The organism is Methylobacterium sp. J-067 (genome assembly GCF_022829465.1).
Taxonomy (GTDB): domain Bacteria; phylum Pseudomonadota; class Alphaproteobacteria; order Rhizobiales; family Beijerinckiaceae; genus Methylobacterium; species Methylobacterium litchii.
Genome location: NZ_JAKSXZ010000030.1, coordinates 21,673 through 36,996, shown reverse-complemented (window position 1 = coordinate 36,996; position 15,324 = coordinate 21,673). Strand labels below are relative to the sequence as shown.

The following is a 15,324-nucleotide window of genomic DNA, read 5'->3' as shown; positions in this document are numbered from 1 at the left end:
TGGCGGCCTCGTCGTTCGGCGGATCAAACCGCGCCGAGGTTCGTCTGTAGGAGGGATCCCACCCCGACGAGGAGACACCGTGTGAGCGTCGGATTGATTGCGCTGCTGGACGACGTGGCGTTCATGGTCAGGACGGCGGCGGCGTCCCTGGATGATGTGGCAGGGCAGGCCGCGAAAGCCGGAACCAAGGCGGCGGGCGTCGTCATCGACGATGCCGCCGTCACGCCGCGCTACGTCGTCGGGTTCGCGGCCGAGCGCGAGTTGCCGATCGTCGGCAAGATCGCCCTCGGGTCGATGCGCAACAAGCTCCTGATCCTCCTGCCGGGCGCCCTGGCGCTCAGCGCCTTCGCCCCCTGGTCGATCACGCCGCTGCTGATGCTGGGCGGCGCCTACCTCTGCTACGAGGGGGCCGAGAAGGTGGTCGAGGCGGTCTTCCCCCATCACGGCCCGGCCGGCGAGGAGGAGGACCAGGACGGCGCCGGGGGCGATCAGGCACGGGAGGACCGCCGCGTGGCGAGCGCGATCAAGACCGACTTCATCCTCTCGGCCGAGATCATGGCAATCACCCTGGCCGCCCTGCCGGAGGGCAGCTTCTGGATGCGGGCGGCGGTGCTGGCCCTCGTCGCCATCGGGATCACCGTGGGCGTCTACGGCGTGGTCGCGCTGATCGTGAAGGCCGACGATGCGGGCCTCGCCCTCGCCCGCAGCACGGCGAGGCCGCCGCTGGGGAGCCTGATCCGGGGGCTGGGGCGCGGCGTGGTCCGGGGCATGCCGGTCCTGCTCCAGATCCTCTCGGTCATCGGGACGGCGGCGATGATCTGGGTCGGCGGCGGAATCCTGATGCACGGGCTGGAGGGCTACGGCGTCGCCGCGCCCGCCCATGTCGCCCATGAGGCCGCCCACGGCGCGGCCTCGTTCGTCCCCGTCGCCAAGGGCTTCGTCGAGTGGCTGGTGACGGCGGCGGTGTCGGGGGTGATCGGGATGGTGGTGGGCCTGCTGCTGATCCCGCTGACGAGCGTCGTTCTCGCGCCGACCTGGAACGCCCTGAAGGGCCTTCGGCACCGCCCGGCGTGAGCCCGTGAAGCGGCCGAGATCGGCCCCGGCCGCTTCGGTTTTCGCCGCGGCCGCGCTTAGCGGAGCAGCTGGAGGATGCCCTGCTGGGCGGTGTTCGCCAGCGAGAGGGCCGAGATGCCCAGCGACTGGCGGGTCGAGAGGGCCTGGGAGTTGGCCGCCTCGGCGTTGAGGTCGGCGTTCGTCAGGTTCGCGGAGCCGGTGTCGAGGACGTTGATCAGGTTCTTCGTGAAGTCCTGGCGGTTCTGAACCACCGACAGGGCCGAGCCGAAGGTCGAGGAATCCGACCGCAGCTGGTTCGACGCCTTGGTCAGACCGGTCAACGTCGCGTTGATGTCGCCGTTGAGCAGGAAGTTGCCACGGCCGGCGGTGCCGGCGGCGGACGAGCTGGTGATCGCGCTCAGGTTGAGGCCGCTCGAGGTCTCGTCGGTCGCCGTGACCTGGAGGTTCGAGTTGCCCTTCGCGTTGAAGTTGATCGTCAGGTTGTTGTTCGCCCCCTTGCCGCCGATCAGGTTCGTGCCGTTGTAGCTCGCGTCGCCGGCGAGCTGGTCGATCTGGGTCAGCAGGCTGTTGTACTGCTTGGCCAGGGCCGAGCGGGCGGAGACGCCGGAGACCGTGAGGTCGGCGCTCTGCGCGACGGCGGTGGTGGCACCGTAGGTGGTGGCCGAACCGGAACCCGCGGCGAAGCCGATGAGGGTCTGGTCGGCGGTGGTGTTGAATTCGACATCCGAGCTGGCGTTCATCACGAGCTTGGTGCCGGTGGAGTCCTTCGTGAAGCTGCCGGAGCCCACGGCGGTGTTCAGCGCCGTGATCGCCTGATCGATCGTGGCGTTGGCCGGGATCGAGGCGGCGGTCGAGGAACCGTTCACGAACAGGTTGACGGTCGTGGCGGTGGTCGACGTGGCGTAGGCGGTCGAGGCCGTGCCGGTGGTGGTGATCTGGGTCGAGAGAGCCTGGTTGGCGACCGACTTGGCCTGATCGACCAGCTTCTGGATCGAGGTGATGCCCTGGTTGGCGGCCTGGATCGCCTGCACGCCGTTGGAAATGCCGTCGAGCAGGTTCGACAGATCGCCCGACCGCTGGTCGAGGGACTGCGAGGTGAAGAAGGTGACCGGGTTGTCGAGGGCCGAGGAGACCTTCTTGCCGGTGGCGAGCCGGTTCTGGGTGGTGGCCGTCAGCGACGCCGTATCCTGCAGGGAGAGCAGGTTCTGGCGGGTGGCAGCGGTGAGCGTGACGCCGTTCGACACTATCGTTGATCCTTACTAGATCATAATACCACCGTTTTTAGTGGCGATTACTTCTATTCCGCCAACCTCTGCCGATTTGTAAATCGCGGAAATATGTTTTCGGAGACGGGTAGCATGGTTAACCATCCGTGAATGTGTGGTTTTAGACCGAGCGAGCAGAGAGGCCGCTCGCGTGGCGGCGGCCGGCATGATCCGGGTGAGATCGGGTGCCCGGGCTCGGCACCGGACGGCTACGACGCCGCGTCGTTCGCGGGGTCCGCCCCCGGAACCGTGTCCTGGGCCGATGGCGTCACCGCAGCGAGCCTGGCGTCCGTCAACTGTTGCGCGGCCTTGCGATCCGCCTCGATCTGTTCGGCCCTCGCATGCGCGGTGCCGGCATTCTGCCGCGCCGCCTCGGCGATGTCTTCGGGCGAATGCCGGACGGACACGGTGCCGTCCTCGTTGGTGATGAAGGTTGCCATTGCTCAACCCGCCGTATCGTTGACGCCGCCCATGGCAGGGGCGCCCCCTGCCAAACCGAGGTTCGTCGCGCGGACGCGATGATAGGAGTTCCCCTGCTTGGACTGACCGCGTGAGACGGGGGTCGTGTCGGCGAAGAGATACTGGCCATTGTTGGGATCCGTATCGCCGTTCGGACCGCCGCCGCCGCGCAAATCGGTGACGGCCATGTTGCGCGTCAGCCCTCCGATCACGAGGCCGGCGCCGTAATCGATCGGATCGCCCTTGGTCGTGTCGAACCCCGCCACGTTGAACCCATGAATGTCCGCCTTGTGGACCTCTCCGCCATCGACCGCATAGAAGCGAGCCCCAGCTCCCTGATAGGCCGCCAGCACAAGGTTGGCGGCGCGCAGCCGGGCCACGGCCATCAGAGGCGATGGCGAAATATCGATCCCGTGCGCGCCCACCAATTGGCCGTTGAACTCGCAGTTCGCGACAGAAAGGATATTCAGAACGGCCTGTGAGGCCTCCGCGCGCCGCGCCTCGATACCCGCCCACATGCTCTCATCGAGACGGGCGCCGAGGAGGCTGAACTTGATTTGAACCCAAGCCGGCTTGCCGCCGATGAGTTCGGGCCCCCCTGGCAGAATCGCGATCGGCGAGCGATTGAAACCGCCCGCAAAGCCTCCGATCATCTGACAGTCTTCACCCGCCGCGTGCAACCAGCCATATTTTGGACCGATACGCTCCTTGCACTCGTAAGATTTGCTGTAGAGCTTGATCGTGCGTGATTCCGACGCGCTGTTTCCGCCCACCCAATTCGGATTGATGACAGTGGTACAGGTCGGATGACCATGGACCGGGTCATAATTCGTCACCAGCACCGCGATCGCCTCTTGCAACGCTGTCTGAGTTCGGTCCCACAGGCCGCCGATGGTGAACGAATTCTCGATGGTGAGGCCATACCCTCCCTGCTGTGCGATGAAATAGGGAATGGGCATACCGCCACAGTTCCGAATAGCCCCGGACTGGCTGCCGTAGGCACGAATGTGAGCCTGGCCCGCCGTGAGACGTCCGCCGAGCTTGGTTCCAGCCGGGACGGCGCCGAGAAACCGACCCGGCGCCGTGAACCACAGGCCCTCGATCTCGGCCGAGCCCATGCCGGAGGTAGGCGACCCCATCTGGAGGGTATCGCCCGTGTACCCGCTGAGGCGGGTGATGGTGGTGCTTTGCCGACCTGCGATCCCGATCAGCTTGCCGTTCTGCGGGACGATGATGGGGCCATCCTTGGCCAGCACGGGGCCGACGCCGCGGATGTTCGGCTTGATGTAGCAGGCGTTATGGCCGTTTAGGATGGCGTTCAAAAGCGTCTCGTCGCCTCGCACCCCGTCGCGGTAGGGGCCGAACATGTCGAGGACCGGGATCTGCCCCGAGGCGATCTTCGAGAGGTACGGCGCGGGCGTCGCGGTAACGCCGCCAATCGCCACCTGCGGATTGACGGCCTCGGGAAGCGCGACCCTGGCGGATTGCCCGGCCGGAACGACACTGAGTGAATCGGCATCGCCGAGGGTCCGCTGCGCGACAGCCGGCTTCGCCCAAGCCGCGCCTCCCGCCAAGCCGACCAGCATCGGCAGCATGAAGCGTCGCCCCGGTTCCGCCGTATCCGGCCCCCGTCGCCCTCCGAACCGCAGCGCCACACGTTCTGTAAGACGGACGATGCGCATCACGCCCCTCATCGCGCGGACGAGACGCAGTTGCGGCAGGCGACCGCCGCAGGCGGGTCTCCGGCCATGACGGACTGCCTGATGGGCCGCTCCCTCACCGTGCCGCCAAGCGTCGGAAGGCGAAGGGTAGCGGCGAGTGCGGGCATGACGTGCGTCCGGCGGATCTCGATCAGGACCAAGCGAGAGGCCCACCTCCGTTCTAGGGTTTGGTCCCGACAGGACCAGAAGGTTTCGTCGCGGCCACGCTCGCCGGGCATGCAGGACGGGACGATCCCGCGCAGAAGCGAACACCTTCGGCACCTTCGGAGGCATGCCCCCGGCCGACGATGAGCCTGTGAGGGCTTGGCCAAGTGGGAGAAGCCAAGGCCGCGCACGGATCGGTGAACCGACTTTCTGCGGGAGATGCGGAGGATGAAAGCCCGCCCGGCCCTCTATACCGGTATAGCGCCGCCCTCTGGCGCCGGCCCGAGACGCCGAGCCAAGTTTTTAGGACATGCAGTCAAATGACGATTCGCGTTCATCTGCTATTAGGCATGCCGAAGGGGACGCCAAGCTTCGGCGACCGAGAAGAGCTGGCCGCATAAAGCTCAGCTCAAGCGACAGGGCCTAACGCAATGGCTGTGGGGAGACGTACGGACAGGAAGGGCGCTCGACCGAAAGCTGTCTATCGCGCCCGGTGGTCGCGACGTTTCCAAGACACGGACTTGATCCGCCGCTGGATTGGCCAAGCACAGCGCAAGCGTCGGGGAGACGCCCACGTTCGCCTCGAAACGAATGCAAACAACGTCATCTTCCTGACCTGGGATCAGACATTCGGCCGGGCCTAGCGGCAAGGCGACACTCCAAACTAGTCGATCGCCTACCGATCATCGCAAGACCAAGACCCGACACGGGCCAACCCAGAGGACTGTACCATGCCGCGCGCTGCGCCGATCACCCCTGACGCTGTGGCCCTGGCCTATGCCCCGGCGGAGGCGACGTCCGTTTCGCAGGGCCGCAGGTGGCTGGAGCGTTCCGCCAAGCGCGCCATCGATGTGATCGTGGCGGGCGTCGCCCTCGTCCTGCTCCTGCCGCTCCTGGCCCTCGTCGCCGGCGCGGTCTGGGCGGGGGACCGCAAGTCGCCGATCTTCCGGCACAGGCGATTGGGTCGCCAGGGCCGGCCCTTCGGCTGCCTGAAGTTCCGCACCATGGTGGTGGAGGCCGAGGCGGCCCTGGCGGCCCATCTCGTCGCCAACCCGGCGGCGCAGGCCGAATGGGACGCCACGCACAAGCTCACCGACGATCCGCGCGTGACGGCCATCGGCCGCGTGCTGCGCAAGACATCCCTCGATGAGTTGCCGCAACTGATCAACGTCCTGCGTGGGGACATGAGCCTCGTCGGGCCCCGACCGATCGTGCAAGCCGAGGTGGCGCGGTACGGGTCGGCCTTCCCCGCCTGCTTCTCCGTGCCGCCTGGCGTCACCGGCCTGTGGCAGGTCTCCGGCCGCTCGGACACGACTTACGAGGAGCGCATCGCGCTCGATCTCGCCTACGCCGCCGGCTGGAGCCTCAAGCGGGATCTCGTGATCCTGATCCGCACCGTTCCCGCCGTCTTCGGCCAGCGCGGCAGCCGGTGAGCCGGGAAGCGCCGGCCCCTCGGTCAGCGGGGCCTGACGTCGCGCGGCGCCACCCCGAACCGACGGCGGAATGACCGGCTGAATAGCGACGGATCAGTGAAGCCGCACCGGATCATGATCGTGGCCACGCTTTCACGCGCCTGCGCCGGATGGGATAGGTAGGCGCGCGCACGGTCGAGCCGTGCGTCACGGATCGTCGCCACGACGCCGTCGCCCTCCGCGAACGCGGCGTAGAGCCGGGTGCGGGACACCTGCAGGCTCCGGCACATCGCCTCCGGCCCGAAATGCGGATCGTGCAGGCCGCGCTCGATATGGACCAGGGCGAGGGAGCGCAGCGCCTCGGACGAGACGGGCCCTTCGGACGTGGCGGTGAAGGTCCAGACGAGGTGCAGCGCGCCCTCGATGGCGACCTTCGCCTCGGCCTCGGACATCCGCCCGACCAAACCCGCATAGGTCTGCAGATAGCTCGCGAAGAGGGCGCTGTGCGGGCCGCTCGGGATCACGCGTCCCGCATAGACCTCCGGCTCGCCGACATGGGTGCGGAACAGGGAGCGCGACACCCGCAGCCGCACCTCCTCGTAGGCTTCGTACCCGCCGACCTGATAGGGGCGGTGGGCATCGACGAGACTGATATCGCCGGGCACCAGCCGCGCGCCGCGATTGCCCTGTTCGAAATACCCGCTCCCGGACAGGAACATGGCGAGGCTCACCGAATCGTCCTCGTCCCGGCGAATGTGATGCGCCAGCCGCGTCACCCCGACCTGATCGCTTCGCGTGTGGAGCAGGACGCTGTGCGAGGCCCGGGCGATGAAGCGACCGGCCGAGAACGCGGATGCCGGCTTCGTCGTATGGATGTCGACGCCGCTCAGCGCGGAGATCGAATCTCGCCAGTACTCGAAAGCGCGGCCCGTCTCGACCTCTTCCGTGCTCTGGACGAACGTTTTGACGAAGGATGGATCGGCCAAAACGCTCGCTCCCGGCGACCCGTGCGCGCCTCGTCCCACTGGAAAACCGGCGCCCCATCAATGGCCGGAAGCGGGTTTGGATGCTTGGCCGACAAATTTATTTTATTGGGAGTCTATAGCAATTATTTTGACTGTAGATCCGGCGCCATCGTGCGACCTATACAGTCTACGGGCGGCTGGAGACGATCCCTCGCGGGCGCCCCGCTCCCGTCCTTTCCGTCCCCGGTCCAATTCTTGCTCGCCCGATGGGCGTTCGAGGTCGAAGAACCGGGAGGTCCCGCATGCGTCGGTCCCTGCACACGGACGAGGAAATCGCCTTCCTGCTGGGCGAGGCCGAGAGGGGCATCCCGATCGCGGCGATCTGCGCGAGCGCGCATGTCTCGCCCGGCACCTTCTATCGCTGGCGGCGACGGCTCGGCGGGCTGAAACCGGCCGGGGTGGCCCGCCTCGATCAGGTCGAGCGGGAGAACGCCGACCTCCGGGCGGAGGTGCAGCGGCTCCGGGCGGCCCTGCTCGTGCAGCCGTCGCGACCGGAGCCGGCCCGCACCGGCCCCGCAGGGGCGCGACCGGTGCTCCGCCATCGCGGCGCCGAGGCCTGCGTCGGCCGGTTCGCCTTCGTCCGAAGCGCGAACTGAGACGCAGGCCCGTCCCGCCTCACGCCGTGGCGAGGGCCGCCTTGGGCATCAGCATGTGCACGCCCTTGTTGCCGTCCACCGTCTGGGTGATCCGCAGGTTCCCGGCGAGCGAGCAGAGCATGTAGGCCTGGTTGCGGGTGAGGCTCGTGCGTGCGCAGACGAGGCGCACCATCTCGCGCACGGCTTGGCGCATCGCCTCGTCGAGGCTCTCGTGCAGGCCGATCGCCATCAGGTCGGTGGGCGTCTCGGCGAAGGGCCACGCGGCCGGCAGGTCCTTGCGGACGGTCAGGCGGAACGTGCCGGTCAACCCGGTCTCCAGGGCGGTGATGCAGACCTCGCCGTCGCCCTGCACGCCGTGGCCGTCGCCCGCGTAGAAGCCGCCGCCGGCGTTGAACACCGGCAGGTAGAGGGTCGTGCCGACCCGCATCTCCTTGTTGTCCATGTTGCCGCCGAAGGCGCGGGGCACCGGCGTGCCGACCCGCCCCCAGGCGGCCGGCGGCGCGGTGCCGAGGATGCCGAAGAACGGATCGAGGGGCAGTTCCGCGCCCCAGGGCAGGCGGCAGACGCCGCGCGCTGTGTCGATGTCGGCGTGGATCGTCTCGTACTCGGTGAACTCGTCCGGCAGGGTTCCGAGCAGCGGCAGGATCGCCACGAAGCCCCAGTCGAGGCGGAACTTCAGGTCGAGGATGTCGACCTGCAGCATGTCGCCGGGCTCGGCGCCTTCCACGTGGATCGGGCCGGTGACGAAGTGGGGGCCGGGGCCAGAGGGGAGCGTGTCGAGGGCCTGGAGCAGGTCGGCGGGCACCCGCGCCGGGTCCGGGTGGAGGCATTCGCGTCCGCCCGCCGGATGCGAGTGGAGGGTGACGGTGTCGCCCGACTGGACCGTCAGGACCGGCGGCAGCGCGGCGTCGAAATAGCCGAGCACCATCGTCTCGGGGGTGGCGGGGATCTCGTGATGGGTGGGCACGGCGGCTCCTTCCAACTGTCAGACGGCGATGTGCCGTGTGAGGGTTTCGTGGCTCAGGGACCCGGGATCGCCGCGCGCGACGACGTGGCCCCGCGACACCACCACCACGGTGTCGGCGACCCGGAGCGCGAAATCGAGGTACTGCTCCACCAGCAGTACGGTGATCCGGCCTTTCAGCCCGGCGATCACCTCCTCGATGGCGGCGACGATGGAGGGCTGGATGCCCTCCGTCGGCTCGTCGAGGAGGAGGGCGCGGGGCCGGGTGGCGAGCGCGCGGGCGATGGCGAGCTGCTGCTGCTGGCCGCCCGAGAGGTTTCCCCCCGGCCGGTGCCAGAGCCCGCGCAGGGCGGGGAACAGGGCGACTGCCTCGTCCACCGCCCCGGTGCGCTCCAGCCCGTGGGCGCGGGCGGCGACCCGCAGGTTCTCGGCGACGCTCAGATCCGGGAAGATCTCGCGCCCCTGCGGAACGTAGGCGAGGCCCGCGCGGGCGCGCCGGTCGGGGGACAGGCGCGTCAGCTCGGTCCCGTCCAGGGCGATGCGGCCGCGGCTCTCGGGGATCGAGCCGGTGAGGCAGCGCAGCAGCGTGGTCTTGCCCGCGCCGTTGCGGCCGAGCACGGTGAGGCAGGCCCCCGGCTCGACCGCGAGCGCGATCCCGCGCAGCACCTGCGCGCTGCCGTAATGCTGATCGAGCCCCTCGACGGTGAGGCGGGCGGGCGTGGCGGCGTGCGTCATCGGCCGAGGAAGACCTCGATGACGCGGGCATCGCTCCGGGCGCCGTGCAGGCTGCCCTCGTAGAGCGTGCGGCCCTCGTGCAGCACCGTCACCCGGTCGGCGACGGCCTCGACGAAGTCCATGTCGTGCTCGATCACCAGGATCGCCCGGTCCGGCCGCCGCAGGGCGCGGATCAGCGCGGCAGTCTGCGCGGTCTCGGCATCGGACAACCCGGCCACGGGCTCGTCGAGGAGCAGCAGGGCCGGCTCGGCGGCGAGCACCATGCCGATCTCCAGCCACTGCTTTTCCCCGTGGGACAGGCGGCCGGCGATGATGTCGGCCCGGGGGCGGAGGCCGATCTCGCCGAGGACGGAGGCGATGCGGGCGGCCCGCGCCCCGGCCGGGACGGCGGGCCCGCAGCCGATCTCCAGGTTCTCCCGCACGGTGAGCGCCGGGAAGACGCTGGGCTTCTGGAACTTGCGCCGCACGCCGGCCCGCGCGATCTCCGCCTCCGACCGCGTGGTGAGGTCGATCCGATCACCGAGCATCACCCGGCCGGAGACCGGCTTGGTGATGCCGGAGATCACGTCGAGCAGGGTGGTCTTGCCGGCGCCGTTCGGCCCGATCACCGCCCGCACCTCGCCGGGATCGACCGCCAGCGAGACGCCGTCCAGCGCCGTGAAGCGACCGAACGCGACCGTCAGGGCCTCGATGACGAGGCCGGTCATCGGGACCTCCGCAGCCAGTTCGGGCGGGGGCGCAGGGCCACGAGGTCGAGCAGGCCGTTCGGCAGGACCAGCACCACGACGAGCACCAGCCCCGACAGGATGAAGGGCCACGCCTCCGGCATCGCGGTGCTGAGCCAGAACTTCAGGCCGTTGACGAGCACGGCGCCGATCACCGCCCCGCCGAGCCGCCCCAGGCCGCCGATGGCCACCCAGACGGCGATCTCGATGGAGAGGTCGGGCGCCAACACGCGCGGGTTGATGATGCCGACCTGCGGCACGTAGAGGATGCCGGCGAGGGCCGCGATCATGGCCGAGAGGCACCAGATGCCGAGCTTCAGCCGGGTGGTGCTGTAGCCGAGGGTGCGCAGGCGGGTCTCGTCGTCGCGGCAGGCGATCATCCGCCGGCCCACGGCGCTGCCGACGAGGAGTCGCGTGCCGGCGAGCACGGCGGCCAGCGCCACCAGGGCGGCGACGGCCAGCCCGGTGGCCACGCCGGGGGAGCCCATCGGCCAGCCGAACAGGAGCGGGAACCCGGTCATGCCGTTGTTGCCGCCGAGGCCGGTGTCGTTGCGGTACATCAGCAGCATTGCGACGTAGACGAGGGCTTGGCTGATGATCGAGAAATAGACGCCGTTGACCCGCGAGCGGAACGAGGCGAGCCCGAACAGGAAGGCGACGAGGCCGGCGAGCGCCAGGGCCAGGACGAGGGCGTAGGCCGGATGGTCGAGCCCCGCCCAATAGGCCGGCAGGCTCTTCCACCCCATGAACTGCACGAAGTCCGGCTGCACGCCCGTCACCGCCACCCCGTGGGACAGGAGGTGCATGGCGCAGACGTAGCCGCCGATGGCGAAGAACAGCCCGTGGCCCAGGCTGAGGATGCCGAGATAGCCCCAGACCAGATCGAGGGACACGGCCAGGATCGCGAAGGTCGCGAGCTGGCCCAGCGCGTTGACGAGATACGGCGCGGGCCGCGCCACGAGGAGCCCCACCGCGACGGCGAGGCAGAGGCCGACGAGGCCGGCGACCAGGGGATCGCGCACCGCGCGCCGGGCCGGGCCGGCCGGGGGTGCGAGGACGGTCTGCACGGCGCCGCTCACCGCCGCCTCCGCACCGCGAACAGCCCCTCGGGCCGCCGCTGCAGGAACAGGATGATGCCCACGAGCACGATGACCTTGGCGGCGACCGCACCGGAGACCGGCTCGATCAGCACGTTGGCGCCGCCGATCCCGAGGGCCGCCACCAGCGTCCCGAGGAGGCTGCCGACGCCGCCCAGCACCACGACCATGAAGCTGTCGACGATGAAGCCCGACCCCATGCCGGGATTGACGCTGTAGATCGGGCAGAGGGCCACCCCGGCGAGCCCGGCGATGCCCGAGCCCAGCCCGAAGGCGAGGCGGTCGACCCGGCGGGTCGGCAGGCCGAGGCAGGCGGCCATGTCGCGGTTCTGGGTCACGGCGCGGATGTCGAGCCCCAGCGGCGTGCGGCGCAGGATCAGCAGCGTCAGGACGAGGGTCGCCGCCGCGAAGCCGATGGCGAAGAGCCGGTTCCAGGTCACGACGAAGTCGGCGTAGAGGGGCACGCCGCCGCTGACATAGGCGGGCATGACGAATTGCAGGTTCTGGGTGCCCACCGTCACGCGCACGAGGTTCACGAGGAGCAGGCTCACCGCCCAGGTGGCCAGCAGGCTCATGAGCGGCCGCCGGTAGAGATGGCGGAGGATCAGCGCCTCGACGACGATCCCCACCAGGGCGACGGCGCAGAAGGCCACGGGGATGGCCGCGACGAGATAGAGGTCGAGGAGGCCGGGGGCGAGGCGGCGGAAGGCTTCCTGCACGCCGTAGGTGGCGTAGGCGCCGAGCATGATGAACTCGCCCTGGGCGAGGTTGATCACGCCCATCAGCCCGAAGATGATCGCGAGCCCGGCCGCCGCCATGAACAGGATGCTGGCGAAGCTCAGCCCGTTATAGACCACCGCGAGGCCGTCCCCGACCGCCACCGCGCGGGAGACCGTGGCGAGGCCGGCGTCGAGGGCCGCCCGGAAGGCCGGGTCGGCGGCGTAGGCCGGGTCGCCCTTCAGCGCCGCGAGGCGCGCCTGGGCGGCCCCCGACGGATGGGCGGCCACGGCGGCGATGGCCGCCCGGCGCCGAACCGGATCGGGCGACGACAGAGCCGCCGCCTGGGCGAGGCCGGTGATCCGCTCCTTCAATCCGGCATCGCTCTCCGCATCCCGCGCCCGGTCGAGCACAGCCGCCGGGACGGTAGCGATGCGCCGCTCGGCGGCGGCGAGGCCAGCGGATCGGGCGGCCGGATCGGGGCCGGTGAGCAGGGCGGAGACGCCGCGCGCCGTCTCCACGGCGGCGCGCTGGCGCAACCCGAGGACCGGCACCCGCGCGTCCGGGGCCGCCCGCGCGAGGCCGGTAAGCGCATCGCGCCCCTCGGGCGCGCCGGGCCTGTCGAGGAGGAGGGCGCCATCCGCCGGGCAGGCGAGGCGGCGCTCGGCGAGTGCGCCGAGGAGGTTGGCGGCGAAGGCGAGGTCGTCCGACGGCAGTTCTCCGGCGGATTGAATCAGGCCCTCGGCGGCGCGAACCTGCCCGGCGGCGTCATCGCACAGGCCCGCCGCGAACCCCGCCCGGTCGAGGGACGCGGCGGCGGCGGGAGCCGGCACGAGGGCGAGACAGACGAGGACCAGGACGGCGCGGAGCACGGGCATCCCCGGTTCAGCCATAGGGGCTGAACGGGACCGGCTTGGGCGCGTTCGGGGATTGCCACAGCACGTCGAAGTCGCGCTTCTCGTTGACCGAGCCGATGAACACGCCGCGGGAGACGTAATTGTTCTCCCCCGTCATGGTCAGCGTGTAGCCGGATGGGTCCTCGAAGCTGAGGCCGGCGAAGGCCTTGCGCACCTCGGGGACCGCGAAGGACCCGGCCTTGGCGGCGGCGAGCGCCCAGAGCTGGACGCTGTCATAGGCCGACACCATCGGGTCGATGACCGTATCCGCGCTGAACGGGACGTTCTTGGCCTTCACGTAGGTGGCCCAGTCGCCGAGGAACTTCGTGTTCCGCTCGCTCTTGGCGGCCTGCAGATAGGCCCAGCAATTCAGGTGCCCGGCGAGCTTGGCGGTGTCGAGCCCTTCGAGATCGGCCTCCACCATGTCGAGGCCGAGGATCGGCACGTCGGTGGCGGTGATGCCCTGGTTGGCGAATTCGCGCAGGAAGTCGGGTATCGAGGATCCGACGACGGTGAGCACCACGATCGCCTGGCCGCCGGGCTGGCTGGCGAAGCTGCGGACTTGGTTCACCAGCGTCTGGAAGTTCGAGAAGCCGAACGGCACGTATTCCTCGCGCCACGCGCTCTCGGGGATGCCCTTGCTCTTCCAATAGCCCTTGAGCTGCTTGTTGATCGTCCGGGGCCAGACGTAGTCCGAGCCGATCATGAAGAACCGCTTCGCCCCGACCCCGTCCTGGCCCATCAGGTAATCGACCGCCGGCAGCACGGAGCTGGCGGGGGGCGAGTTCACGTAGACGACGTTCTTCGAATTCTCGTCGCCCTCGAAGTGCAGCGGGTAGAACAGCAGCCCGTCGTTCTGCTCGACGACCGGCAGGACGGATTTGCGCGACACCGAGGTCCAGCAGCCGAACAGGGCCGCGACCTTCTCCTGCTGCAGCATCTGCCGGCCGACCTGGGCGTAGAGCGGCCAGTCCGAGGCGGGATCGGAGGTCAGCACCTCGATCTGGCGGCCGTTGACGCCGCCCCGGCCGTTGATCTCGTCGGCGGCCATGCGGACGACGTAGTTCAGCCGGCCCTCGAGGTTGGCCATCGTGCCGGAGGAGGAGAACAGGCAACCGAGCTTGACGGTGTCGGCCGCGAAGGCCGGCCGGATCAGGGCGGGGGAGGCGAGCAAGGACGCCGCCCCGACGAAGCTTCGCCGCGTGAGATGTGCCATCGATCCCGAAGCCCCCTTGGACAAGCGGCCGTATCATTGCCGGCCTTCCGGACGACCGGAAGATCAAAGAGGGCGCAGGACGGCGCAAAGCTTGCGCAGGTGGGCGCCCCCTGGGCGAAGGACGGGCGGAGACCGGCCGATTACGTCAAAATTCTCGTTATCGGCCGATGTTGTCCTTCGGCGCGCGGCCGCGCCGGTCAGGGATCGGGCGGCGCGTCGCCCCGGCCGATGAAGGGGATGCCCTCGATCGGGCATTCCTCCGTGCCGACGCTCTGGCGGGTGATGGCCCGCACCGCGTCGCGGGTCCCGTCGGGATCCTCGATCCAGCGCCGGTAGAAGTCGTAGGGGCATTCCGACATCCCGTGCCGGTTCTCCTTCGAGTTGATCATGCCCGTGTAGCCGCGGTGCAGGAGCTTGAAGAGGTGGTTCTCAGACTGGCCGTGGGCGCGGAAGTCCCGGATGAGGAACTTCGACAGGGCGGCGTACTGGATCCCCATCTCCTCCTCGCCGCACTCGCCGAGGGTGCGGCCGTCGAAGCCGATGATCGCCGAGTGGCCGAAATACGTGTAGACCCCGTCGAACCCGGCCGCGTTCGACACCGCGACGTAGGTGTTGTTGGCGAACGCCATCGCCTTCGAGATGACGATCTGCTGTTCCTTGGCCGGATACATGTAGCCCTGGCAGCGGATGATCAGCTCGGCGCCGCGCATGGCGCAGTCCCGCCAGATCTCCGGGTAGTTGCCGTCGTCGCAGATGATCAGGCTGATCTTCAGGCCCTTCGGCCCGTCCGAGACGTAGGTGCGGTCCCCCGGATACCAGCCCTCGATGGGCGTCCAGGGCATGATCTTGCGGTACTTCTGGACGATCTCGCCCTGGTCATTCATCAGGATCAGGGTGTTGTAGGGCGCCTTGTGCGGGTGCTCCTCGTGGCGCTCGCCGGTGAGCGAGAACACGCCCCAGACCTTCGCCTCCCGGCAGGCGGCGGCGAACACCTCGGTCTCGGCGCCGGGAACCGTCGCGGCGGTCTCGTACATCTCGGCGGCGTCGTACATGATGCCGTGGGTCGAGTATTCGGGGAAGATCACGAGGTCGAGGCCCGGCAGGCCGGACTTCATGCCGACGATCATATGGCCGATCGCCTTGGCGTTCTCCAGGACCTCCGCGCGGGTGTGCAGGCGCGGCATCTTGTAGTTCACGACGGCGACGCCGACGCTGTCCTGGCTGGACGAGATGTCTCCGTGCATCATGGCGTCTTATCCTCCAGGAGGTCTGCGCGGT

General features: G+C 69.2%; 14 protein-coding genes. 3 read left to right on the top strand and 11 right to left on the bottom strand.

Going from position 1 to position 15,324, the window contains the following annotated elements; genetic code table 11:
• The first annotated feature begins 81 nt into the window (after positions 1–81).
• Positions 82–1,074 carry a DUF808 domain-containing protein gene (locus MKK52_RS02205; protein ID WP_243952118.1) on the top strand — a complete coding sequence of 331 codons (993 nt, stop codon included), beginning with the start codon at positions 82–84 and terminating at the stop codon, positions 1,072–1,074.
• Positions 1,075–1,130: 56 nt separating this feature from the next.
• On the opposite strand, the gene MKK52_RS02200 is transcribed toward MKK52_RS02205, so the two are convergent.
• From MKK52_RS02200 to MKK52_RS02190, 3 genes are all read right to left on the bottom strand, one after another.
• Positions 1,131–2,318, bottom strand: a complete 1,188-nt coding sequence (locus MKK52_RS02200; protein ID WP_243952117.1) for a flagellin — start codon at positions 2,316–2,318, stop codon at positions 1,131–1,133.
• A 230-nt stretch (positions 2,319–2,548) separates the two neighbouring features.
• A complete protein-coding gene (locus tag MKK52_RS02195) occupies positions 2,549–2,779 on the bottom strand; it encodes a hypothetical protein (protein ID WP_243952116.1) in 231 nt (76 codons plus the stop codon).
• Positions 2,780–2,782: 3 nt separating this feature from the next.
• Complete coding sequence (locus tag MKK52_RS02190; protein WP_243952115.1) at positions 2,783–4,480, bottom strand: hypothetical protein; 1,698 nt, start codon at positions 4,478–4,480, stop codon at positions 2,783–2,785.
• Between the two features lie 914 nt (positions 4,481–5,394).
• On the opposite strand from MKK52_RS02190, the gene MKK52_RS02185 reads away from it, so the two are divergent.
• A complete protein-coding gene (locus MKK52_RS02185) occupies positions 5,395–6,096 on the top strand; it encodes a sugar transferase (RefSeq protein ID WP_243952114.1) in 702 nt (233 codons plus the stop codon).
• 23 nt (positions 6,097–6,119) lie between these two features.
• On the opposite strand, the gene MKK52_RS02180 is transcribed toward MKK52_RS02185, so the two are convergent.
• Positions 6,120–7,061: a helix-turn-helix domain-containing protein gene (locus MKK52_RS02180; protein ID WP_243952113.1), complete on the bottom strand. Its 942-nt coding sequence runs from the start codon at positions 7,059–7,061 to the stop codon at positions 6,120–6,122.
• A gap of 281 nt (positions 7,062–7,342) precedes the next feature.
• Between MKK52_RS02180 and MKK52_RS02175 the strand changes: the two genes are divergently transcribed.
• Complete coding sequence (locus tag MKK52_RS02175) at positions 7,343–7,696, top strand: transposase (protein ID WP_243952112.1); 354 nt, start codon at positions 7,343–7,345, stop codon at positions 7,694–7,696.
• Between the two features lie 19 nt (positions 7,697–7,715).
• Here MKK52_RS02175 and MKK52_RS02170 read toward each other — a convergent pair whose 3' ends face one another.
• The 7 genes from MKK52_RS02170 to MKK52_RS02140 form a co-directional block, all read right to left on the bottom strand.
• Positions 7,716–8,663, bottom strand: coding sequence for an acetamidase/formamidase family protein (locus MKK52_RS02170; protein WP_243952111.1), 948 nt, complete (start codon positions 8,661–8,663; stop codon positions 7,716–7,718).
• A gap of 18 nt (positions 8,664–8,681) precedes the next feature.
• Entirely contained in the window at positions 8,682–9,395 is a 714-nt protein-coding gene (urtE, locus tag MKK52_RS02165; protein ID WP_243952110.1) for an urea ABC transporter ATP-binding subunit UrtE, read from the bottom strand.
• Positions 9,392–10,102, bottom strand: a complete 711-nt coding sequence (locus tag MKK52_RS02160; RefSeq protein ID WP_243952109.1) for an ATP-binding cassette domain-containing protein — start codon at positions 10,100–10,102, stop codon at positions 9,392–9,394. The genes urtE and MKK52_RS02160 overlap by 4 nt, the downstream gene beginning before the upstream one ends.
• Positions 10,099–11,199, bottom strand: a complete 1,101-nt coding sequence (gene urtC / locus MKK52_RS02155; RefSeq protein ID WP_243952108.1) for an urea ABC transporter permease subunit UrtC — start codon at positions 11,197–11,199, stop codon at positions 10,099–10,101. The genes MKK52_RS02160 and urtC overlap by 4 nt, the downstream gene beginning before the upstream one ends.
• The gene (gene urtB / locus MKK52_RS02150) at positions 11,196–12,806 is read right to left on the bottom strand and encodes an urea ABC transporter permease subunit UrtB (protein WP_409564606.1); all 1,611 of its coding nucleotides are present in this window, start codon (positions 12,804–12,806) and stop codon (positions 11,196–11,198) included. Before urtB ends, urtC begins: the two co-directional genes overlap by 4 nt.
• A gap of 13 nt (positions 12,807–12,819) precedes the next feature.
• Positions 12,820–14,046 carry a transporter substrate-binding protein gene (locus MKK52_RS02145; protein ID WP_243952106.1) on the bottom strand — a complete coding sequence of 409 codons (1,227 nt, stop codon included), beginning with the start codon at positions 14,044–14,046 and terminating at the stop codon, positions 12,820–12,822.
• 197 nt (positions 14,047–14,243) lie between these two features.
• Positions 14,244–15,293: an aliphatic amidase gene (locus MKK52_RS02140; protein WP_243952105.1), complete on the bottom strand. Its 1,050-nt coding sequence runs from the start codon at positions 15,291–15,293 to the stop codon at positions 14,244–14,246.
• Between the last annotated feature and the right edge of the window lie 31 nt (positions 15,294–15,324).